This is a genomic window from Meiothermus sp. (assembly GCF_026004115.1).
In the GTDB taxonomy this organism is placed as follows: Bacteria; Deinococcota; Deinococci; order Deinococcales; family Thermaceae; genus Meiothermus.
This window is the reverse complement of the sequence record NZ_BPIM01000001.1, coordinates 2,061,562-2,081,708: the sequence shown is the minus strand read 5'-3', so window position 1 is coordinate 2,081,708 and position 20,147 is coordinate 2,061,562. Positions and strand designations below refer to the sequence as shown.

Below are 20,147 nucleotides of genomic sequence, written 5' to 3'. Positions count from 1 at the left end.
TATTTTCGTCACGCACCCCAGCCCAAACGCGGTCGGCCTATCCTGATTGGGCTTCAAAGCGCTTATTGGAAGGGCCTCGAGACTCATCAAGCCTTCTTGGGCAGGGCCTCCAGTGCCCCCCAATACGTCGGCCTACAACCTTTTTTCTCAACTACTGTGCCAGCCGACCCAGCAACATGGCGTAGCCCTGTTTGCCCTTCTCGAAGCTGGAAAGCCGGAAGAACTCGTTGGGCGAGTGGATGAGCTCGTCCTCGAGCCCAAAACCAAAGCTCACCGGGTCATGGCCCAGCATCTGCTTGAGGGTGCCCAGGATGGGCACCGAGCCACCGAACATGGTCTCAACCGGGGGCACCCCATAGAGTTCGGTGAGCACTTCCCGGGCGGCCACGCAACCCGGATGGTCGGCGCTCATGCGGAAAGCAAAGGCCCCAGCTTCTTTGGTGCGGACTTGCAGGCGCACCCCCCTGGGCAAATGTTTCTCCAGGTGGGCTTTGACCAGCATCACGATTTTCTCGGGGTTCTGGTGGGGCACCAGGCGGCAGGTAATCTTGGCGTGGGCGGTGGAGGGGATTACGGTCATACCGCCGGGGCCGGTATAGCCACCCCACATGCCGTTGACCTCGAGGGTGGGCCGCCCAGTTGTGCGCTCCCAGTGGGAGTAGCCCTCCTCGCCATAAAACTCTTGCAGGCCCAGTTTCTTCAGCTCGGCTTCCTCGTCCCAGGGAATTTTCTTGTACCACGCACGTAGCTCAGGGCTCAGGGGCTCCACGTCATCGTAGAAGCCCTCTACCGCCACACTGCCATCGGGGTTATGCAGCGAAGCCACCAGCTCGGCCATGGCGTGCAACGGGTTCTGGAGGCCACCGCCCCAGGTACCCGAATGCAGGTCGTGGCTTGGGCCCACCAGGTCAAACTCCAGGGCACAAATCCCCCTTACGCCAAGCCCCAAAAGCGGGGTGGACTCAGAAAGCTGGCCGCTATCACCGTTGATGATCATGTCGCAGCGCAGGCGCTCCTTGTTCTGCTCAATGAAAGCGGGCAGGCTGGGGCTGCTGATCTCCTCTTCCCCCTCAATCAGGGCTTTCACATTTAGCTCGAGCGCTCCGTTGGCAATAAGCGACTCGGCAGCAAGTAGAAACGCCATCACCTGCCCCTTCATGTCGGAGGCCCCCCGCGCCACTATACGGCCATCTACCACAGTGGGCTCGAAGGGCGGAGAGTTCCAGCGCTCGGGGTTGTCGGCGGGCTGTACGTCGTAGTGGCCGTAGAAAAGCACCGTGGGTTTGTCCGGGTATGGGCAGTACTCGGCCAGCACCACCGGATGCCCTGCGGTTGGCAGTACCTCGGCTTGCAGGAAACCGGCCTGCTTGAAACGCGCAGCCAGCCACAAAGCGGCCCGGCGGACGTCGTCCTGGTGGGCGGGCTGGGCCGAGATACTGGGGATGGAGAGGAAAGTGCGGAAGTCCTCGAGGTGAGCAGCCTGGTGAAGGGTCAGGTAGTCTTTCCAGCTCATAGCAAGGCGATTCTACCGCCTCAGGGCAGATAGGAGGTCTCGTCGTCCGGCCCCTCGTAACCGCATACCCCCATGCGCGGCGAGTTCACGACCGGCAACAGCATATAGTCGTCGCCATCATGCTTTTGCTGTATATGCTCCTGGGCATGAGCCTCACAGAAAAAAGGGCTCTCTAACTCGTAGGCGCACTCGGTGTCAATCTGGGTGGCCGGCTGCCCGCAGACGCTACAGGGCCAGACCGGGGGTTCATTGCGGGCCAGCAAGCGCAGGTTTTTGTTCTGGTAGCCCTCACGCTCACCCAACACCTTGAGCTTTCAGCTCGGTAGTGGAGCCGAAGTCGTATTCGTATGTAAAGAGCGCTACCCACCTGTACAACCTGGCTCAGCTTGGCCTGCATAGATTTAGACTCGGCAGGGCCCCAGGTGCGATCCGGGTAAACTTCGTAGCATTACACCCCCGATCTCGAACATACTCAGATGTCCGCAGCACTCGAGCCAGATGTCCCGTAAGAACTGATCCAGCTCGCGCAAGGAGGCACTGGCCCGAACCTCCACATCCAGCCAGAAAGGTGAGGGTCGGTAAGCGTCCTCCACCCGAATGTGAAACAACCGGACGGGTTTCCCTTTGGCCTTGGCAGGGTGGCGCTCCACACACCTAACCAAGTGCTTGGTCATACCGGCCTTGGTGCTGCGGTATCCGCACAGCCTGCAAACCGCATACGAAGAACTGATTCTGGCCACACCGCTACAATAGAGCACCCTATGCAGCAGGTGGACTACTCGTTGGTGCGGGCCGTCACCTCTTCCAGGGTGGTCAGGCCCAAAAAGGCTTTCTGGATGCCGTCCTCGCGCAGGGTTTTCATGCCACCTTTGCGGGCGATCTCCTTGATCTGGGTGGCCGACTGCCCCTCCACAATGGCCCGGCGGATTTCGTCGTCCAGAACCATCAGCTCGTGGATGGCCGCACGGCCCTTGTAGCCCGAGCCGTTACACTTATCGCAACCGGTGCCCTTGTACAGGCTCTTGCCGCGCACATCTTCCTTGCTCAGATCCAGTCGGCGCAATACATTGGGGTCAGGTTCCACCTGAATCTTGCAATGCTCACAAATCTTGCGCACCAAGCGCTGGGCCAGCACCCCCACCAGGGCAGCAGAAATGTTGAAAAGCTCCACCCCCATCTCGTCCAGACGGGTAACCGCACCCGCCGCATCGTTGGTGTGCAGCGTGGCGATGACCAGGTGGCCGGTGAGGGCGGCTTCGGTAGCAATCTTGGCCGTTTCGGAGTCGCGGATCTCACCCACCATGATGATGTCCGGGATCCTGGCGCAAGAAGCTTCGCAACGCTTTAGCGAAGGTCAGACCGGCTACCGGGTTCACCTGGGTCTGGTTGATGCCGGGAATCTCATACTCTACGGGGTCTTCGATGGTGGTGGTGTTTTTATCGGGGGTGGCGATGCGCTTGAGGATACTGAAGGTGGTAAACGACTTACCCGAGCCGGTGGGGCCGGTAATCAGAAAGATGCCATAGGGTTTGGAAATCACATCCTCGAAGCGCTGAAATACATCCTGTGCAAAACCGAGCTGCTCGATCTCGGGGATGTCGGCGGCTTTGCGCAAGAGGCGCATCACGATCTTCTCGCCGTAGACGGTGGGCAGGGTAGAAAGACGCAAGTCCAGGTCTATGGAACGGTCGCGGTAGCGCACCCGACCATCCTGGGGCAGCCTCCGCTCGGCGATGTCGAGGTTGGACATGATCTTGACCCGCGAGGCAATGGCCGGGCCTGCCCCCTTGGGCAGACGCATATACTCGCGCAGGCTGCCGTCCACCCGGATACGCACCAGAATGTCTGACTGGCGCGGCTCGATGTGGATGTCCGAGGCTTCCTGCAAGAAGGCCTCGCGGATGATGCTGTTGACCAGCTTGACCACCGCGTTGTCGTCCAGGCCGCTGGTGTCGGCCGCTTCTTCATCCTTCCTTCTTGCCCTCGAACTCGCGGGCCAGTTCCTCGACCCCTGTTGAGCCGCCGTAGAAGCGCTCGATCAACTTGGTGATGGAGGCCTCCGCCGAGACCGCCGGCATCACGTCGCGCTTGGTGATCATGCGCAGGTCGTCAATGGCCAGGATGTTGCGGGGGTCTTTCATCAAGACCACCAGGGTGTTGCCTTCCAGGTGGTGCGGGAAGATGGTGTAACGCCGCACGGTGGATTCGGGCACCATGGTGAGCACCGAGGGGTCCGGGGGGGAGTCGGTGGGGTCAATGTAGGGGTAGCCCAGTTGGGTAGCCAGGCTCTTGGCCAGCATCTCGGGCTTGATCTTGCCCGACTGCACCAGGGTGTCTTCCAGGCGACCGCCGCCCTGCCGCTGCTTGGAGAGGGCCTCTTCTACGTCCTGGGAGGTGACGTACCCCAGCTCCACCAGCACCTCGCCCAAGCGGCCGGGTCTTGCCCATACGGCGCTGCACCGAAAGGGCATCCTGGAGGGCCGCACGGCCCAGCTTGCCTTCCTGAACCAGGGCCTCGCCCAGGCGGCTCTTTTCGGGATAAGCCTTGCCAAACAAGGTTTCCCAGACCTTGGGCAGGGTCAGGACGAACCTGGTCGGGCGCTCGACCAGCTGGGCCACCGCGTGGCGGTGGCGGGGGTCGGCCAGGACAATCAGTACCTGCTGGCCGTCCTGGCGGATGGGCACCGCCTGATAGCGCAGGGCATCGGGGCGCAGCAGGAGGGCCGTCACTTCGTTTTGCAGCTCGAGGTTGTCCAACTCCGTCTTGAACTCCAGCCCAGCCTGCTCGGCCAGCGCCTGATAGAGTTTTTCTTCTTCAAGGCCATACTTGCCAATTAGCAGACGGCCCAGCAGCTCGCCGGTTTTCTCTTGCTCGACCAGGGCAGCCTCGAGGTCGTCGCGGCTCAACCACCCCTTGCTCACCAGGATCTCGCCCAGTTGCATCTCGCCCGGCGAGGTCAGCCGAGGGCGGCGGGGGCACCGGCAAGCCTAGCTCGGGGTAGTGCAAAGCCAGGGCGTAGCGGAAGGAGGACAGGGGTGGTCAGGTAGGGTTCGATGATCTGGTTGGTGAGGTCTTCCAGCTCCTCCAGAACCAGGTTGTCCAGGGGGTTGAGCAGGGCCACCCGCAGGGTACCGCCCTCCACGCTGAAGGGAATGGCCCCCAGGTCGCGGGCCCGCTCGGCGGGAATCAGGGATTTGGCCTCGGGGGCAATCTCCAGGCCCACCAGCTCCACCATCGGAACGCCGAAGGTCTCTTCGATGGCCTGGGCAATTCGTCGTTCGGAAAGCAGCCCCAGTTCGACAATGATGTCCGAGAGATTGCCCCCCACTTCGCGGTGTTGCTCGAGGGCCCGTTGGAGTTCTTCATCCCCCAGCAAGCCCCATGTCCAGCAGGGCGGCACCCAATCGTTTGTCTCCAATGGTCAAGACATTCGCCATTCGACCCGTCCTCCTATGCGAAGCAGATGCTGCCCGGCGTGATGTGGTTGCAAATAAAGGGCAGGGCGCCGGTTCCTTCTTTGCGGTAGCGGGTGATACAAGCCATCGCTTCGTCTCCTTCTAGTCTTTGCTTATTGTGGGCTCTTGGCGGGGTTCTTTTGGGTCAAATTCCTCATTTCCCCCAGCCGCCAGCCCCAAGCCGGGGTTTTGCAACACCCAGCGCTCGAGTTTTCGCACCAACCGGGTATATCCCATTTCCCTCTTAGAAAGAGGAGGAACCAGTACGGTATAGGCGCCAATCAGGTTCCCCCCCAGCACATCGGTAAAAAGCTGATCTCCAACCACGGCCACCTCACGGGGGGCAAGAGCCAACCGCCGCAGGGCTTTACGAAAGCCAAACCAGGGCTTGCCCGCCGGACCGAAGCCCGGCACCCCCAGCTTCTCACACCAGTAGCGCACCCTGCGGCGGCTACCGTTGGAAACCAGCATGACCTGAATGCCAGCCTCTTTGAGGGCCTCGAGCCATTCCAGTAGACCCTGGGGGGCCTCGCCATAGGTCTTGTAGGGTACCAGGGTGTTATCCAGGTCAAACAAAACCGCCCTCAACCCCCGCTCCCGAAGCCACGCGGGGGTGATGGCCATGACCGATTTGAGGCGGGCCCTGGGCCTGAGCACCCCAATAGTGTAACGAAAACTTGTGTAAGACTACAGGTCATGCGGGAGCGGATCAGAAATCTTGCCGGATGCTCCAATATTGCAAATGGGTTTGTTTTGGTCTTCAATTTTATAGCTTTGGCAGCATAACCAAGGCCCACATACGCCCGGTCTGTCCCTTATCGCGCCGATGAGAAAAAAACGCCGGGTCGGCATAGGTACAGCGCCCCAGGGCCCAGTAGTGTTCGGGGCAAATGCCCTCCCGCTGGGCCTGGGTTCGTATGGCCCGCTCCAGGTCGAGCAAGTACTTGCCCGGATACCGGGGGTCTGGCACAGCAAAAGCCAGTTCCGCTCGCTCGAACTGGGCCAGCACTTCGGGCCCCACCTGAAAATGGGGGCCGCTGATACCAGGGCCTACCGCAACTCGTATATCCTCAGGGCGGCTACCCCAGTGAGATTGCATTAATTCGATGGCCCGGGGCAGGATGCCCGAAACCACGCCACGCCAGCCCGCATGCAGGGCGCCTGCCACCCCTTTTTGGGGGTCGTGCAGCAGGATGGGATAGCAGTCGGCCACACTCACCCGCAGCAGCAGTCCAGGGGTGGAGCTGAGCAAACCATCGCCCTCCCACTCCCCCGCTGTCTCGACCACATGTACAAGGTTGCCGTGGACTTGACTTAACCCGGCCAGGGGCGGGTTACCAAAAAAGGCTAGAACCCGCCGGCGGTTCTCCTGCACATGCGCCGGGTCGTCTGCTGTAGATAACCCCAGGTTGAGGCTTTCGAAGGGGGCAGGAGAAACCCCACCCGCACGGGTCGTAAAGCCATGCGGCACTTCCAGCAGCGGGCTTTGTAGCATGACCATAGCGCTTACTGCGAACAACCCCTAACGGAAGTTAACTCCCAAGCGCACATGGGGAATCAGGACACTGGCCCCAAACACACTGCCGCCCCCCACGGCCACCACACCCTGCAACCCCCCTTCAATGAAGAAGCTCACCCCATCCCCGCCGAACTCGAAGTTGGCAAACCCTCGAGGGGTGAAGACAGCTCCACCCCCACCACCACCCAGGGCCAGATAGACTTCGCTGCCCGCCCCCAAATACCACCGTGCACTCGAGCCCACCAGGCCCATGGGAAACAACAGATCCAGGGAACCAGAAAGCAGGGTGCCACCCCCTGAGCCAAAGAATAACAAGGGCAAGCCCGCTCCCAGACGCAAGTCTACTGCACCCGCGTCCAGGGTATACTGTGCTCCCAGCACATAAAGGCCGAAGGCACTGCGATTGCCCTGGGCCAGACCCAGCGAAATCCCAAAAAACAGCACCGTCAGAATAAGCAGTTTTTTCATACTCCCTCCAGACCCGGGTTAGTGTGCACCCAAATCCGTATCAGATTAATAGCGCTATGTATGGTTTGCAAAGACTGACACCAGATATTGGTTGATTCGTTACCGTTCGGTAACGAATCAACCCGACCGAAGTTATCCGCGTAGCGGAGGGCGATACCGCTACTTGGAAAGGGAGGCGCTTTTTTCGCCAACCCACAGGGGTGTACTCCAGAATTCAAAAAGAAAACCTAATGAGTTTTTTGGTTTTGTGAACTGTCTTTTTGAATCCGCGACCAACCCTGGTTGCAAGGGGGCTTGGGTTCCAGTAGACCCAGACTCCCTATACATCACAAGCCAGACAAGACCCAGCGCCTACAATAACGGAGTGGATTTTTTCCCTTTGCCCGTGTTGGCGGTGTTCGCGTTTGTGCTGGGTAGCCTGATCGGCTCGTTTCTGAATGTGGTAATTTATCGCCTTCCAGCCGGTATCTCGGTGGTGTGGCCCCGCTCGCGTTGCCCCCACTGTGGGCATGTCCTCTCCCCCAGCGAACTGGTACCGATCCTCTCTTGGGTTTTACAAGGAGGAAAGTGCAAAAGCTGCCAGGCCCCCATCTCGGCGCGCTATCCGGCCGTGGAAGCCCTCACGGCGCTTCTTTTCGCTGCGGCGGCCCTCCTGCGCCCGGTTTTCCCCGACTTACTCTTCATCTGGGCTTTTATTGCTTTGCTGATAGCGCTTTCTTTTATTGATATTGATACCAAAACCTTACCCAACTCCCTTAACTTCGCCGGTATCTTGCTGGGCTTGTTGGGAGCCGGGCTGGTGGGTTATCCACAGGCTTTTCCACAAGCCGTAGATAGCGGCCTGATGGGAGCTGGGCTGGTGGCCTTGTTTGCAGGCTTTGGGGGCTTGTTTTACAACCGCTTGAAGGATGGCCCCCGCGAAGGTCCCTTTGGTTTGCACCTGGTACACCTGGCTGCCATGGTTGGGGCCTGGGGGGGAATGCTGGGTACGGTGGGGGGCGTTTGGCTGGGTGGGTTGGGCATTGTGGTGGGGCTCTTAAATGCCTCACTCAACGCCCGCAGCGGAAAGGTATTCGCCCTGCACGACGGCCTGACCCTGGGGCTTGCCGCGTTGGCGCCCCTGCTGGCCTGGGTGTTGGGCCTTTCGCCCCTGGAAAGCCTGCGCGGCATGCTGGTGAGCGCGGGCGGCATGGCCCTGGCCGGTATGCTCTACTGGTGGTTGCGCAACCCGACCGACAAGGTCGAGCCCGAGCCAAAAGGCGAAAACCTCACCGGCTACGTGACCGTAATGGGCTATGGCGATGTGGTGCTGGCTGGCTTTCTGGGGGTCTGGCTGGGCTTCACCAACCTGTTGGTGGGGGTTTTTGTTGCGGTGTTCGCGGGGGCCATCATTGGCCTGATCATGCGGCGGTTTGGGGGCGACAACCAGATTCCCTTTGGGCCGTACCTGGCCATTGGGGGGTTAATTGCCTTGTTCTACGGTACAGACCTTGTGCAGTGGTATTTGAACTACATTGGCCTCTCCTGACCTCACTTTTCTGGCCTTTGGCTCCTCTTTATCTGAGCGGTACCACACAACAGCCAGTACGCACCGGCGCACCCCGCAACGCCATGACCCCCAGCGCAAAAAGGGTATAGGGGGCCCCGACATCCATTCGTAGCACATCGGCCAGATAGAGCAAAACCAGAATAGCCGTAAACAGGATGGAGCTGCTCCCTTGAATGCGGTCTCGCTCGCGAACCCAAAACAATACCTCCACCGCCAAGCCTCCACCCCTGCGAAAGCCGAAGCATACAGGCCAGATGTGATACCAGATTCGGTTAGTTCGGCGCCGTATGGCGGCGAACTAACCCGACCGAAGGGAGTGCTCTAGGATTCAAAAAGATAGCCTCTCGGGGTCTTTGGTTTGGATGATTATCTTTTTGAATCCGGTATGACCGGCCACCACCGCCAGAGCACAAAGGGACACGGCACAAAAACTAGCCGAAAAAACCGCCAGCCAGGCTGCCAGCATCCCCTTGCCCACCTCGAGCACCCCCACCCCCAGCCCCCAAACTCTTACGAGTTGGCGAAAACCCCCGACGTACCGGCCAGGTCACGCTCGCGGATGTCCCAACCCCGTAAGCGACCCTCCAGGATAGGGAAATTAATCGAACCCGTCAGATAAACTAGCAGTACTAGAAGAAAGTCCACAGCAAACGTCAGATGCACTCTACAAACCTGTAGTCGGCGCTGCAAAGTAAGGGTATAAATTTGGGGGTCAAGCGGGCTCACATAGCCCTGACATTGGGGTTCAAAAGTGTCGTAGGAGGATGAGATGAAACAGTGGTTGCTCGGAATGTTGGTGCTCGCCGCTGGCCTGGGGTTAGCTCAGCAAAGACCAGAAGATATCATCAAAGCGCAGTGCGAAAAAGCCGAAGTGGTAGCCGAACTCTGGCATGGCTTCCGGGGTGGAGCACCCAAGGATGCCCTGGACAATCTGGCCGTAGAGTTCAATCGCACCCAGGGGGGTAAGGTTTGTGTGCGCCCGGTCAGCCAGGGCAACTACCGCGACCTCTCCACCAAGATCAAGGCTTCGTTTGCCTCGGGCAAAATCCCGGTGATGGCCCAGGCTTTTGAGAACAACATGGCGCTCTATCTGGAAAGCGACGCCCTGCTGCCCATTCCAAGCCTTGGGGTGGATCTGAAGGGCGTTAACCCGCTATTTGCGAATGCGGTCAAGATCAACGGCCAAATCTATGGGGTGCCCTTCAATAAGAGCATCCAGCTGCTCTACGTCAACCGCGACCTCTTGAAGAAATACAACGCTCGAGTGCCTTTGAGCATCCCCGAGTTTGTGGAGACCGCCAAGAAAATTTCCGAAGGCGAAAAACAGCCGGTGTACTGGTTTGTGCCCGATGCCTCGACCTATGCCTACTGGTTCTTTACCCTGGGGGGCAGCTACCTGCAAAACGGCAAACTGGTGCTCAACTCGCCCAAAGGGCTGGAGGCCCTCGAGTTCCTGGTCAAGGCCGTCAAGGACGGCTGGGCCAAGCCCATCACCAACGGCTTCATCAACGAGAACTTCGGGTCGGGGGTTTTTGGCTTCTCTACCGATTCCTCGGCAGGCTACAGCTTCTATGCCCGGGCGGCCAAGTTCGACGTAGGCGTGGCCACCCTGCCGGGCCGCACCGACAAACAACCCGGTTTTGGCTTGGTGCAGGGCACCAACATCGTGGTATTCAAGGGGGCCGACGACAAAGAAAAACGGGTGGCCGCCGACTTCCTGCGCTTTATCATCTCCCCCAAAGCTCAGGCAGTGTTTGGAGTGGCGGCCAACTATGTGCCGGTCAACCAAGGCTCAGGCGTAGACCCAGTAGTAACCCGCTTCGTCAAGGAGAACCCCGCCTTTGGTGTGGCCATCAGCCAGGCCCGCTTTGCCCGCTTCGAGCCGGCCCTCTCGCAGTGGGAGCAGATTCGCTTCGACATTCTGGGCCAGGCCATCAAGGAAGCCGTGCTGGGACAGGCCACCCCCAAAGCCGCCCTCGACAAGGCCCAGAAAGCCGCCGAGGATCTATTGGCCGGCCGCACCCGCTAAGCCCGCAGGGCACCCGTCTCCGCCTGAGGTTGTTCGGGCGGAGTATTTTTGTATTTGGGCTTCTCATGCAAAGAACTTCTGTGGGGGTGGCTCAGCAGATGACCCTAACGGGTATTCAGCCACAAACCGCCGTAGATAAACCTGAAGTATCACTTATTTCAAAGGGGTATTCCTGTATCTGGGCGTCTTAGAATGAAGGCGTTATAGTGTCCTGCGGAACGCTGAAGCAATCCGGCGTTTGGCTCAAGTAGGAGGAATCTTATGAAAGTAGGCATCAACGGTTTCGGGCGCATTGGCCGTCAGGTGTTCCGGATTCTGCAGGAGCGCGGGGTGGAAGTGGTCGGCATCAACGACCTGTCGGATAACTCCATTCTGGCCCACCTGTTCAAATACGACTCCAACTATGGCCGCTTTCCCGGAACCGTAAGTTACGACGAGAATAATATTACGGTTAACGGCAAAACCATCCGGGTCTACGAAGAAAAAGATCCGGCCAACCTGCCCTGGGGCGAGATTGGGGCCGACATCGTGATTGAGTCCACCGGGCGCTTTACCAAGCTCGAGGCCGCCGAGGCCCACCTCAAAGCCGGGGCCAAGAAGGTCATCATCAGCGCCCCCGGCAAGGGCGAGATGCTGACGGTGGTGATGGGGGTCAACGAACACATGTACGACCCCGCCAAGCATCATGTAATTTCCAATGCCAGTTGCACCACCAACGGCCTGGCCCCGGTGGCCAAGGTGCTCAACGACCACTTTGGTATCGAGAAGGGCATCCTGACCACCGTGCACGCCTACACCGCCAGCCAGAGCCTGGTGGATGCCGTTAAGGACGACCCCCGCGACGCCCGGGCGGCTGCCCTCAACATTGTGCCCAGCGAAACCGGCGCGGCCAAGGCCGTGGGGCTGGTCATCCCCGAGCTTAAGGGCAAGTTTGGCGGCATGGCCTTCCGCGTGCCGACCAGCACGGTCTCGGTGGTGGACTTCACCGCTGTTTTGAACAAAGAAGCCAGCAAAGAAGAAATCAACGCGGCCATGAAAGCGGCAGCCGAAGGCCCCATGAAGGGTATCCTGGCCTACACCGAGGAACCCCTGGTTAGCAGCGACCTCAAGGGTGACCCCCACTCCTCCATCTTCAGCGCCCTGGACACCCTGGTGGTGGGGAACCTGGTCAAGGTGGTGAGCTGGTACGACAACGAGTGGGGCTATAGCTGCCGCGTGGCCGACCTGGCGCAGTACATCGGCAAGAAGCTATAAACACGAAGAGCAAAGAGCCTGGAGCTTTTTGGGCTCGAGGCCCTTGGCTTTCGGCTCAATCTTGGAGGTAATATGCGTACCCTCAAAGACTTCGACGCGGCCGGTAAGCGGGTGCTGGTGCGGGTGGATTTCAACGTGCCCATCAAGGAGGGCAAGGTCAAGGACGAGACCCGAGTTGCAGCGGCCATTCCGACCCTCAAACATCTGTTGGAGCGGGGTGCAACCCTTGTTTTGATCTCGCACCTGGGGCGCCCCAAGGGCGGCTTTGAGGAGACCAGCAGCCTGGCCCCGGTGGCTCCGGTGCTGGAAAAACACCTGGGCAGGCCGGTGATTTTCATTGGGGGCTCGCCCGAACTCACCCCGGCCAGCGAGACCACCCTGGGGCGCGTGAAGGCTGCCCCCGCTGGCTCGGTGATTTTGCTGGATAATGTGCGCTTTGAGCCCGGCGAGGAAAAGAACGACGAAGCCCTGGCGAAAAATTTCGCCCGCCTGGCCGATGCCTTTGTGCTGGATGCGTTTGGTTCGGCCCACCGAGCGCACGCTTCGGTTACGGGTGTGGCGCGGTTCCTGCCGAGCTATGCAGGCTTCCTGATGGAAAAGGAGGTCGAGAGCATCGGTAAGGTGCTCCACAACCCCGAGAAGCCCTACTGGGTGGTGCTGGGCGGGGCCAAGGTCTCGGACAAGATCGGGGTGATCGAGAATCTGTTGCCCAGAGTAACCGGCATGGTGATTGGCGGCGCGATGGCCTTTACCTTCCTCAAGGCCCAGGGGGGACAGGTGGGCAAGAGCCTGGTGGAGGACGATAAGCTAGACCTGGCCCAGGGCCTGCTCAAAAAAGCCGCCAGTCTGGGGGTCAAGCTGCTGCTGCCCAGTGATGTGGTGGCGGCCCAGAAAATCGAGGCCGGAACCCCCACCCGGATTATGCCCGCCAACGCTATTGAGGAAGGCTGGATGGGCCTGGACATTGGGCCCGAGAGCGCCCGTACCTTTGCCGAGGCCCTGCAGGGGGCCAAGACGGTGCTATGGAATGGGCCTATGGGGGTCTTCGAGATAGACGACTTTGCCAAAGGCACCCTGGCGGTGGGCGAGGCCATTGCCAAGCTGGAGGGCGCCTTTACGGTAATCGGCGGGGGTGACTCGGTAGCAGCAGCCAACAAGCTGGGCATGGCCGATAAGTTTAGCCATGTCTCCACCGGCGGGGGGGCCAGCCTGGAGCTCCTCGAGCTCGGCACCCTGCCCGGCATCGAAGCGCTAAGCTAAAGCATGCGGGTACATATTCAACCCGAGCAGCCCGACAGCGCTGTGGCTCGAGCGTTGATTGCCGAGCTCGATGCGATACTGAACGCCCACTACCCCCCCAAGAGCCGCCACGGCTACAGCGTGGAAAAGCTGATCCAGCAGGGGGTCGCCTTCTTCGTGGTGTACCTGGACAAGCAGCCGGTGGGCTGCGGCGGGGTGCAGATTGTTGGCAGCGAATACGCCGAACTCAAGCGCATGTACGTGCGGCCTGCGTTTCGTGGGCGGGGTGTGGGAAAGCAATTGCTGGCCCATCTAGAAACCTACGCTTCCGAGCGAGGCATTCGGTTACTCCGCCTCGAGACGGGCGTACACCAAAAAGAGGCCATCGGCTTGTATCAGGGCTTTGGCTTCCAGCGCATCCCGCCGTTTGGCCCTTACTTCGAAGACCCGCTGAGCATCTGTATGGAAAAGAAACTCCGTTAGTGCAGCGTCGTATAGACCCCCATACACTGCCTACCCTCCCCTGGCAGGGGAGGGCAAGGGTGGGGTTGCCATGGAAGGGCAAATCCCCAGATATAGCCATCTCTATGACGCTGTATTATACCCGATTCAAAAAGATAGTCATTCAAACAAAAAAATCCAGAGGCTATCTTTTTGAATCCTAGAGCACTCCTTTCAGTCGGGTTAGTTCGTCACTAAACTTAGTTCGTCACTAAACAGTGATGAACTAACCGAATCTGGTATTAGTGGTCTGGTAACCAGGAAATCGATATACACTTCGATCCCTCCAAATGAGCCGCAAATCGCAATTTTGGGCAATCAACGTGCTTCAAAACATGCCGCAAAACAAGTGACCCGTGCACCAGCCGGGCTCTACAACCAGCGCCACACTCGGACGGGCAGTATAGCGATAGGCTACGCCCGTGAGCGAGCTCTACACGCTTTACCAACGCCGCGCCAGCGTGCGCAAGTTCAAGCCTGAACCCCTGCGGGAAGGCGACCTGGACAAGATTCTTTTTGCCGCCCAGCGGGCCCCCACCGACGCCACCGCGCAGATGTACAGCCTGCTGCGCATCAGCAACCCGGCACTCAGAAAGGAAATCTCGAGCCACTCCGGCCAGAACCCCCACATCGAGACCTGTGCCGAATTCTTCCTGATTCTGGCCGACGTTTACCGGCTGCGGCGGTTGCTCGAGCACCGGGGGGGCACCTTTGGGCGCTGGCCCCGCACCGCCCTGCACTTTGCCATTACCGATGCGGTGCTGGCCGGAAGCGCCCTGGCCACCATGGCCGAGAGCCTGGGCTACGGCATTGTATGGATTGGAGGGGTGCTGAACGGCATTCGGGAGATTGTCCGGCTCTGCCAGCTGCCGCAGGGGGTGATACCGGTAGCCGGTCTGTGCGTTGGGGTGCCAGACGAAAGCCCCAGCCCGCGTCCTCGGCTGCCTCGAGCCCTGGTGGTGCACGAGAACCAGTACCACGATTACAGTCCAGAGGCACTCGAGCAAGCCTATACCGCCATGGCCCCCATCACCCGTAACGGCGACTGGTACCGGGTGCTGGAGCGCTACTTTGCCCAGGGCGGCACCATGGAAGCGCGAGAGTCAGCCTATCAGGTGCTCACCGCCCGGCAAGGCTTCGAGCCCGACCTACCCCCGGAACTGCTGGAAAAGCTAGAAGAAAAGGAAATCGAGGCCGGCTCGTTAGGTCAGCTCATCGAGGTGGCTTTTGCCAAGGGTTTCCGCAGCCTGCAATTTCACAGCAAGGGCTACGTCTGGGTCGAGAAAGAACCCGAGGCCTACCGGGGCGACGGCCCTCCTGGCGAGGCCCTGGGCCAAGCTCTCCTGCAAGCGCCCAAAGAGCGGGTTATCCCTTGAGCTCCTGGTAGACCCGAATGGCCACACCGGAAGGATCCAGAACCGTAAACTCGCGGGTAGCCCAGGGCTTGTTTTCCAGCTTGCCGTTGGGGTGCACGATGCCCGCGGCTTCGCAGCGCACATAGAGCAAATCTACCTCGTCTACCTCGAGCCGGAAGGCATAGTTCTGGCCCACCTCCGGGTTGGGCTCGAGGTAGAAGTGCAGCCGCAGCCCATCCCGGCTGAGCCCGCCGTACTCGACCCGCTGCCCCCAGGTAAAGGGGTCTTCAAAGCCCAGATGGGTCTGATAGAAACGCAAGGACTCTTCTATGTCGCGGCTCGGAACCACCGGGATAATCGCCAGCGTCTTCACCTGCATACATCACCTCAAGACCAGGGGCAACACTTCTACCGCCCGGGTTTACAGGCTTGCAAGCCATCAGGCATAGGCCCTTTGCAGTTCGGCAAGCTCGAGCTTTTTCATCTGGAGAACCGCCTGGTTGACCCGCTGTACCCGCTCCGGGTCGGGGTCATGCAGCATGGCCTCCATGGCCCGGGGCACCACCTGCCAGCTCAGGCCGTATTTGTCTTTGAGCCAGCCGCACTGCTCGGCCTCGGGCACTGCCGAGAGCTTGGACCAGTAATAGTCGATCTCTTCCTGGGTATCACAATACACCATGAACGAGATGGCTTCGTTGAAGCTAAAACCGTGCTCGAGGGCACTCTCCGAAACCGAAAACCACTGGCCTTCCAGCATAAAATCGCTGTACATGAGCGTACCCTCTCGCTCGGGTTCCGATCCGGCCGGGTAGCGAAAGGTCACGCCACTGCGGGCATCTTTGAAAATAGACAAATAGAAGTTCTGGGCTTCCTCGGCCTTGCCGTGCAAATCCCCCACAAATAAGAGTGACGGGATAACAAAAGGCAGCCTGGGTTCCATATTGTCCGAAAGGATTAACTGCCAAAAGACCCCGTACCGGTCTCGAAGGTAACCAAAAAGGGGCGCAAAAGGGTACGAACCCAGCGGCATTAGCTCCTCACCGCCGGACAAAAGGCTGTTCCATAGGGCCTGGAGGTCTTCTCTGGTGCGGCCCTGGGTGGGGTCAAAGTTGAGGATAAAGGAGACCGAGGGGTTGAACTTGAACAACGGCCCCGCACTGATGGCCATGAAGGGCTGGCCCGCCAGCTCAAACGAGACCAGGTCGCAGTCGCCCGAGGGCGTATCGCGCAAAACAACGGTGCTGGTGATTTTAGAATCCGGAAATACGCTGCAATAGAAGGCAGCAGCTTCCCTGGCTTCCTTCTCGAACCACAAGTGGGGGACAATACTGGGCATATGAGATTCTCCTTTGCTGTATAGCGGTTTCAGTTTACATTACACGTTTATGGGCGTTGGGGCGAGGCGGGCAAATGTCGCTCTGCTTCAGGCCGCCAGCTTCACCGAAATCTTCTTGACCCCAGGGGTGGACTGTACCTCGGTCAGGAGGGATTGCAGCGCTTCAAAGTTGTGCTGCTCTACCACCAGCACCGCCTCGGAGGCCCCCAGCAAGGCATCGGCCTTGACCACCCCAGGCAGGCGGCTCAGGGCGTGCGCGAGGCGTTTGGGCTGAGCACAAGAAACGAACACATACGCCGAAACCCGACGCATATTTTCCACAACCGAAACCTGGGCTTGCTGGGCGAGCTGCATCATGCGGGCCTCCTGAACTACTTTCGCAACAGTGGGGCCAACCCCCACGGTTTCCTCGATCAAACGCTGGTGCCGATACCGGGCCTCTACTTCCAGAAATAGGGTCGAAAACATACCCACCTCCACCCCTCACTATGCGGGGCCAGCATCCAGAGACAGTCATGCGCTAGCTTGCGACCGGAAGATGTGGACGTTCCGGCTGGGTGAAGCGGTGGAACAACCTGGACAGACGGTCTTCTGGGTAGTAGGTGGTGCGGTAGAGGATGGTGGCCTCGAGCCAGGCCTGGGCCAGCGGCTGAACCACGGGGCGAAGCAGGGGCATTTTTTCGCGCAGCTCGTTTTCCAGGGCCCACAAACCAATCTGGCCCTTACGGTTGTCAAGCTCGATGAGGGTGTTGAGCACTTCACTGGGATGTGCGGTGCCACGTCCAATGGTTCTCCAGACATTTTCGTTGATGTTCATATGCCTGCCTCCCATTATGATATTAGCATAATCTATCTGCATAACGCAACACCTACCCCAGGACATTACGTCTTGACCGTAGAAAGTTTTTATGCTAACGTCAGAACTATGACATTAGCCGAACGTCTTCGCGAACTGCGCACCCAGCAGGGCTGGCGCCTAAAGGATTTGTCCGAGAAGAGTGGGCTTTCCGTGCCCTATTTGTCCGACCTCGAGCGGGGCCGCACCAACCCCTCCCTCGACACCCTGCAAACCCTGGCCGGCTCCTACAACGTAACGGTTAACGATCTGCTGGCACCAGTGGACTTCTACGGTGAGCGTACCGAAGCCTCGCTGCCCAGGGGCCTGGCCGAGCTGATTGCCGACCCCACCCTGGGGGCCGAGATCACCCCAGAGTGGCAGCGCACCCTGGCTCGCATCGAGCTGCGCGGCAAGCGCCCGGAGTCGAAGCGCGACTGGTACGAAATCTTCCTGCATCTGAAGCGGGTGCTGGAAGGGTAGCCGGGAGCTAAAAGCCAAAAGCCTATGGCATACCAACATGCCATAGGCTTTTTCTCGAACCGTCCATGGTCAAGTTTGCCAGGGATAAGCGCTGCTGAGTGCCATGTCCTCAGCCATGTCCTCAGTAAGATGATGGCTATGGACAAGCCCGTTCGTACCCGCGAGTCTGGTTTTTTTGTTGCGGGCTACGAGGTTCGCACCAGCCTGGCCCTGGAGCAAAACCCCCAGACTGCTAAAATCCCGGCCCTGTGGGAAAAAATCGAGCGCGGCGAGCTCGAGCTGCTGATACCCAAGCGCCTGGCCAAGGGTAAGCCCTTTGGGGTTTACTATAACTACGCCCCAGCGGGTTCATTCTCCGTGCTGCTGGGCTACCAGGTGATGGGACAAGATGACGTTCCACCCGGCCTGAGCGGGCTAAATGTGCCGGGGGGCTGGTATTTGATGTTTACTGCGCCAGGCGCCAGTCCAGCCCGAGTCGCACAGACCTGGCAACACATCCGGGCCTATTTTGCTCAGTCCGGCGCACCCCAGAGGGCCTACACCTTCGATTACGAGGTGTACGAAAACAGCCAGCGGGTCTCGATTTTTGTGGCCATTAGATAGCTTTGCCAAGGATTATGAATCTAAGACCCAAGGTAATCGCACTGGCCCAGGGCTACCGCAAGGCCCATGCCCCCCTCACGCCCGAACGGCTGGCCGGGGGCATTGGGGCAAGCCTTTCTTATAGCAAGCTGCCGGAGGGCAAGTTTGGGGCGCTGGTGCCGGAACAAAATCATATTTTGGTTGATCAGGACTCCCCGCCCAAACGCCAGCGCTTTACCCTGGCCCACGAGGTGATGCACGTGCTGATCCAGCAGGACGACGACCTGCTCTCCGACCTGCACGAGGCCTACGAGGGCCAAGAGCTGGAAAAGGAGCTCGAGGCCCTGTGCAACCTGGGGGCCGCCGAGATGCTCCTGCCCGGCGAGGTGGTGGACGCAGCCCTGGCCAAAAAGGGCCAGAGCCCCCAGCTTATACCCGAACTGGCCGAGTTACACCAGGTCTCGGAAGAGGTGGTCATCATCGCGCTGGCTGAACGCGGCCCCACCCCTTCCATCGTATTAATGGCCGGCAGCAAGCCGCTGCGGGTCTATTTCAGCGCCAAGCACCCCCGCATCCAGGGCCGACTAAGCCGGGGCGCCGGTTTTCGCCGCAACGACCCCCTGGTAATAGCCTTCGAGACCGGCCTGCCGCAAAAAACCAAAGCCGCCCTCCCCAACCACGCCGTGCTGTACACCCTCGAGGCCTATCCCAAAGGCGGGCGGGTCTATGCGGTCTACAAGGAGTTGCAGAATTAGACTGGGCTCGAGGTCTCCCGATCCCTGGCCTTTGGCCTATGTTAACCTTCAGCACCTTTTCTTTGTGCATGCCCGCGTAGCCTGGAGGTCGCTGTATGGAGCCCAGATACCCCATTCCCACCGTTGGGGCCCTGGTCAAGGGGCCTTCGGGCCGGGTGCTTGATCGTCAAGACCCCCAAGTGGCAGGGTTTGTGGGGGGTACCGGGGGGCAAGATTGAGTGGGGAGAGCCGATGGAAACAGCCGCTTGCAACGGGAGTTTCGCGAGGAGGTGGGCCTCGAGCTTACCCGCATCCGCTACGCCTTGTTGCTGGAAGGGGTGTTCGACCCGCAGTTTTACAAGCCCATGCACTTTTTGTTCATCAACTATTTCGCCGAAAGCCTTGTTGAGGCCATAAAACCCAATGAGGAAATCCTCGAGTGGGCCTGGGTGATCCCAAAAGAAGCCCTGGGGTACCCCCTGAACAACATCACCCGCACCCTGATAGAGAAGTACCTTCAGGGGGAAGGATGAGCAAGGTTGCCCTGGTAACGGGCTCGGCCAAAGGCATCGGGCGGGCTATCTTGCTTGCGCTGGCAGAAAAGGGCTTTGATGTGGCCGTTCACTATCGCAGCAGCGAGAGCGAAGCCGAGCGCACCCGCCAGGAGGCCCTGGAGCGAGGGGTGCAGGCCATCAAGGTAGCGGCGGATGTCACCCTGATACAGGAAGCAGAGGGCCTGATTCATAGTGTAGCCGAACAACTCGGCGGATTGCAGGTGCTTGTCAACAACGTGGGGAATTACCTCAAAAAACCCGTTGAAACGCTGAGCCCCGAAGAGTGGCACGCCATGCTGGACTCCAACCTAAACGCGCCTTTTTACCTGACCCAGGCGGCCCTCCCCTACCTGTGCAAATCCGGCTACGGGCGAATAGTCAATATCGGCTTCGCGGGTGCACAAAACCTGCTGGCCCGACCGGATATCACCCCCTACGTGATTGCCAAAACCGGCCTCATCATCTACAGCAAGTCGCTGGCCCAGCGCTTAGCCGCTCTGGGGGTAACGGTAAACGTGGTCTCGCCGGGGGTGGCCGAGAACTCCGTCTCCAAACCGCTAAAGGACATCCCCATGGGCCGCCTGGCCGAGCTCGAGGAGCTGGCTCGCGCAGTCTTGTTCTTTGTGGACGAGGCCAATGGCTATCTGACCGGACAGGTTCTGGAGGTTGCTGGTGGATGGAATCTTTAGGGCATGCTACACCCGACAGCCAGGGCAGGGTTTTGCGCGGCAGTCATGGC

22 protein-coding genes and 2 pseudogenes are annotated in these 20,147 nt (G+C 59.6%); 11 read left to right on the top strand and 13 right to left on the bottom strand.

Annotated elements, in window-relative coordinates; translation table 11 throughout:
- Positions 1-151: 151 nt before the first annotated feature.
- The 7 genes and pseudogenes from Q0X23_RS10050 to Q0X23_RS10000 form a co-directional block, all read right to left on the bottom strand.
- On the bottom strand, positions 152-1,513 hold the full coding sequence (locus Q0X23_RS10050; protein ID WP_297860165.1) for a dipeptidase: 1,362 nt from the start codon (positions 1,511-1,513) through the stop codon (positions 152-154).
- A gap of 20 nt (positions 1,514-1,533) precedes the next feature.
- Complete coding sequence (locus Q0X23_RS10045; protein ID WP_297860164.1) at positions 1,534-1,818, bottom strand: hypothetical protein; 285 nt, start codon at positions 1,816-1,818, stop codon at positions 1,534-1,536.
- 96 nt (positions 1,819-1,914) lie between these two features.
- Positions 1,915-2,187 (bottom strand): hypothetical protein, encoded by a 273-nt coding sequence (locus Q0X23_RS10040; RefSeq protein WP_297860163.1) that lies wholly within the window; start codon positions 2,185-2,187, stop codon positions 1,915-1,917.
- A 101-nt stretch (positions 2,188-2,288) separates the two neighbouring features.
- Positions 2,289-4,952, bottom strand: a pseudogene (locus Q0X23_RS16100) (ATPase, T2SS/T4P/T4SS family).
- 120 nt (positions 4,953-5,072) lie between these two features.
- A complete protein-coding gene (locus tag Q0X23_RS10010; RefSeq protein WP_297860157.1) occupies positions 5,073-5,627 on the bottom strand; it encodes a YqeG family HAD IIIA-type phosphatase in 555 nt (184 codons plus the stop codon).
- Between the two features lie 109 nt (positions 5,628-5,736).
- Positions 5,737-6,471: a peptidoglycan editing factor PgeF gene (gene pgeF / locus Q0X23_RS10005; protein WP_297860156.1), complete on the bottom strand. Its 735-nt coding sequence runs from the start codon at positions 6,469-6,471 to the stop codon at positions 5,737-5,739.
- Between the two features lie 21 nt (positions 6,472-6,492).
- Complete coding sequence (locus tag Q0X23_RS10000; RefSeq protein ID WP_297860155.1) at positions 6,493-6,957, bottom strand: hypothetical protein; 465 nt, start codon at positions 6,955-6,957, stop codon at positions 6,493-6,495.
- A gap of 364 nt (positions 6,958-7,321) precedes the next feature.
- On the opposite strand from Q0X23_RS10000, the gene Q0X23_RS09995 reads away from it, so the two are divergent.
- Entirely contained in the window at positions 7,322-8,485 is a 1,164-nt protein-coding gene (locus tag Q0X23_RS09995) for an A24 family peptidase (protein WP_297860154.1), read from the top strand.
- 28 nt (positions 8,486-8,513) lie between these two features.
- On the opposite strand, the gene Q0X23_RS09990 is transcribed toward Q0X23_RS09995, so the two are convergent.
- Positions 8,514-8,717, bottom strand: coding sequence for a hypothetical protein (locus Q0X23_RS09990; RefSeq protein WP_297860153.1), 204 nt, complete (start codon positions 8,715-8,717; stop codon positions 8,514-8,516).
- A 299-nt stretch (positions 8,718-9,016) separates the two neighbouring features.
- Positions 9,017-9,151: a hypothetical protein gene (locus Q0X23_RS09985; protein WP_297860152.1), complete on the bottom strand. Its 135-nt coding sequence runs from the start codon at positions 9,149-9,151 to the stop codon at positions 9,017-9,019.
- Positions 9,152-9,275: 124 nt separating this feature from the next.
- On the opposite strand from Q0X23_RS09985, the gene Q0X23_RS09980 reads away from it, so the two are divergent.
- The 5 genes from Q0X23_RS09980 (at position 9,276) to Q0X23_RS09960 (ending at position 14,905) form a co-directional block, all read left to right on the top strand.
- Positions 9,276-10,535, top strand: coding sequence for an ABC transporter substrate-binding protein (locus tag Q0X23_RS09980; RefSeq protein ID WP_297860151.1), 1,260 nt, complete (start codon positions 9,276-9,278; stop codon positions 10,533-10,535).
- A 261-nt stretch (positions 10,536-10,796) separates the two neighbouring features.
- Positions 10,797-11,789 (top strand): type I glyceraldehyde-3-phosphate dehydrogenase, encoded by a 993-nt coding sequence (gap, locus tag Q0X23_RS09975; protein ID WP_297860150.1) that lies wholly within the window; start codon positions 10,797-10,799, stop codon positions 11,787-11,789.
- Positions 11,790-11,861: 72 nt separating this feature from the next.
- Positions 11,862-13,049, top strand: coding sequence for a phosphoglycerate kinase (gene pgk, locus Q0X23_RS09970; protein WP_297860149.1), 1,188 nt, complete (start codon positions 11,862-11,864; stop codon positions 13,047-13,049).
- A gap of 3 nt (positions 13,050-13,052) precedes the next feature.
- Positions 13,053-13,511: a GNAT family N-acetyltransferase gene (locus Q0X23_RS09965; RefSeq protein WP_297860148.1), complete on the top strand. Its 459-nt coding sequence runs from the start codon at positions 13,053-13,055 to the stop codon at positions 13,509-13,511.
- A gap of 440 nt (positions 13,512-13,951) precedes the next feature.
- Positions 13,952-14,905, top strand: a complete 954-nt coding sequence (locus Q0X23_RS09960; RefSeq protein WP_297860147.1) for a nitroreductase family protein — start codon at positions 13,952-13,954, stop codon at positions 14,903-14,905.
- On the opposite strand, the gene Q0X23_RS09955 is transcribed toward Q0X23_RS09960, so the two are convergent.
- From Q0X23_RS09955 to Q0X23_RS09940, 4 genes are all read right to left on the bottom strand, one after another.
- Positions 14,895-15,263 (bottom strand): VOC family protein, encoded by a 369-nt coding sequence (locus Q0X23_RS09955; RefSeq protein WP_297860146.1) that lies wholly within the window; start codon positions 15,261-15,263, stop codon positions 14,895-14,897. The two genes, Q0X23_RS09960 and Q0X23_RS09955, sit on opposite strands and share 11 nt — an antisense overlap.
- Before the next feature lie 60 nt (positions 15,264-15,323).
- Complete coding sequence (locus Q0X23_RS09950) at positions 15,324-16,220, bottom strand: VOC family protein (protein WP_297860145.1); 897 nt, start codon at positions 16,218-16,220, stop codon at positions 15,324-15,326.
- Positions 16,221-16,307: 87 nt separating this feature from the next.
- Entirely contained in the window at positions 16,308-16,688 is a 381-nt protein-coding gene (locus Q0X23_RS09945; protein ID WP_297860144.1) for an Lrp/AsnC ligand binding domain-containing protein, read from the bottom strand.
- Positions 16,689-16,740: 52 nt separating this feature from the next.
- Positions 16,741-17,037 carry a hypothetical protein gene (locus tag Q0X23_RS09940; RefSeq protein WP_297860143.1) on the bottom strand — a complete coding sequence of 99 codons (297 nt, stop codon included), beginning with the start codon at positions 17,035-17,037 and terminating at the stop codon, positions 16,741-16,743.
- 108 nt (positions 17,038-17,145) lie between these two features.
- Here Q0X23_RS09940 and Q0X23_RS09935 point away from each other — a divergent pair, with 108 nt between their 5' ends.
- The 5 genes and pseudogenes from Q0X23_RS09935 to tmpR all read left to right on the top strand — a co-directional run bounded on the left by Q0X23_RS09935 (position 17,146) and on the right by tmpR (position 20,097).
- On the top strand, positions 17,146-17,538 hold the full coding sequence (locus Q0X23_RS09935; RefSeq protein ID WP_119340561.1) for a helix-turn-helix domain-containing protein: 393 nt from the start codon (positions 17,146-17,148) through the stop codon (positions 17,536-17,538).
- A 138-nt stretch (positions 17,539-17,676) separates the two neighbouring features.
- A complete protein-coding gene (locus Q0X23_RS09930; protein WP_297860142.1) occupies positions 17,677-18,141 on the top strand; it encodes a GyrI-like domain-containing protein in 465 nt (154 codons plus the stop codon).
- Between the two features lie 14 nt (positions 18,142-18,155).
- Entirely contained in the window at positions 18,156-18,875 is a 720-nt protein-coding gene (locus Q0X23_RS09925) for an ImmA/IrrE family metallo-endopeptidase (RefSeq protein WP_297860141.1), read from the top strand.
- A gap of 95 nt (positions 18,876-18,970) precedes the next feature.
- Positions 18,971-19,387 (top strand): annotated as a pseudogene (locus Q0X23_RS09920) (NUDIX domain-containing protein).
- Entirely contained in the window at positions 19,384-20,097 is a 714-nt protein-coding gene (gene tmpR, locus Q0X23_RS09915) for a bifunctional dihydropteridine reductase/dihydrofolate reductase TmpR (RefSeq protein ID WP_297860140.1), read from the top strand. The pseudogene Q0X23_RS09920 and the gene tmpR overlap by 4 nt, the downstream one beginning before the upstream one ends.
- The last annotated feature ends 50 nt before the right edge of the window (positions 20,098-20,147 follow it).

Bases quoted from the DNA above. Each gene is read 5' to 3' on its own strand.
- Q0X23_RS10050 (WP_297860165.1), bottom strand. From the start codon at position 1,513: ATGAGCTGGAAAGACTACCTGACCCTTCACCAGGCTGCTCACCTCGAG.
- Q0X23_RS10040 (WP_297860163.1), bottom strand. From the start codon at position 2,187: ATGACCAAGCACTTGGTTAGGTGTGTGGAGCGCCACCCTGCCAAGGCC.
- pgeF (WP_297860156.1), bottom strand. From the start codon at position 6,471: ATGGTCATGCTACAAAGCCCGCTGCTGGAAGTGCCGCATGGCTTTACG.
- Q0X23_RS10000 (WP_297860155.1), bottom strand. From the start codon at position 6,957: ATGAAAAAACTGCTTATTCTGACGGTGCTGTTTTTTGGGATTTCGCTG.
- Q0X23_RS09980 (WP_297860151.1), top strand. From the start codon at position 9,276: ATGAAACAGTGGTTGCTCGGAATGTTGGTGCTCGCCGCTGGCCTGGGG.
- gap (WP_297860150.1), top strand. From the start codon at position 10,797: ATGAAAGTAGGCATCAACGGTTTCGGGCGCATTGGCCGTCAGGTGTTC.
- pgk (WP_297860149.1), top strand. From the start codon at position 11,862: ATGCGTACCCTCAAAGACTTCGACGCGGCCGGTAAGCGGGTGCTGGTG.
- Q0X23_RS09965 (WP_297860148.1), top strand. From the start codon at position 13,053: ATGCGGGTACATATTCAACCCGAGCAGCCCGACAGCGCTGTGGCTCGA.
- Q0X23_RS09955 (WP_297860146.1), bottom strand. From the start codon at position 15,263: ATGCAGGTGAAGACGCTGGCGATTATCCCGGTGGTTCCGAGCCGCGAC.
- Q0X23_RS09950 (WP_297860145.1), bottom strand. From the start codon at position 16,220: ATGCCCAGTATTGTCCCCCACTTGTGGTTCGAGAAGGAAGCCAGGGAA.
- Q0X23_RS09945 (WP_297860144.1), bottom strand. From the start codon at position 16,688: ATGTTTTCGACCCTATTTCTGGAAGTAGAGGCCCGGTATCGGCACCAG.
- Q0X23_RS09940 (WP_297860143.1), bottom strand. From the start codon at position 17,037: ATGAACATCAACGAAAATGTCTGGAGAACCATTGGACGTGGCACCGCA.
- Q0X23_RS09935 (WP_119340561.1), top strand. From the start codon at position 17,146: ATGACATTAGCCGAACGTCTTCGCGAACTGCGCACCCAGCAGGGCTGG.
- Q0X23_RS09930 (WP_297860142.1), top strand. From the start codon at position 17,677: ATGGACAAGCCCGTTCGTACCCGCGAGTCTGGTTTTTTTGTTGCGGGC.
- Q0X23_RS09925 (WP_297860141.1), top strand. From the start codon at position 18,156: ATGAATCTAAGACCCAAGGTAATCGCACTGGCCCAGGGCTACCGCAAG.
- tmpR (WP_297860140.1), top strand. From the start codon at position 19,384: ATGAGCAAGGTTGCCCTGGTAACGGGCTCGGCCAAAGGCATCGGGCGG.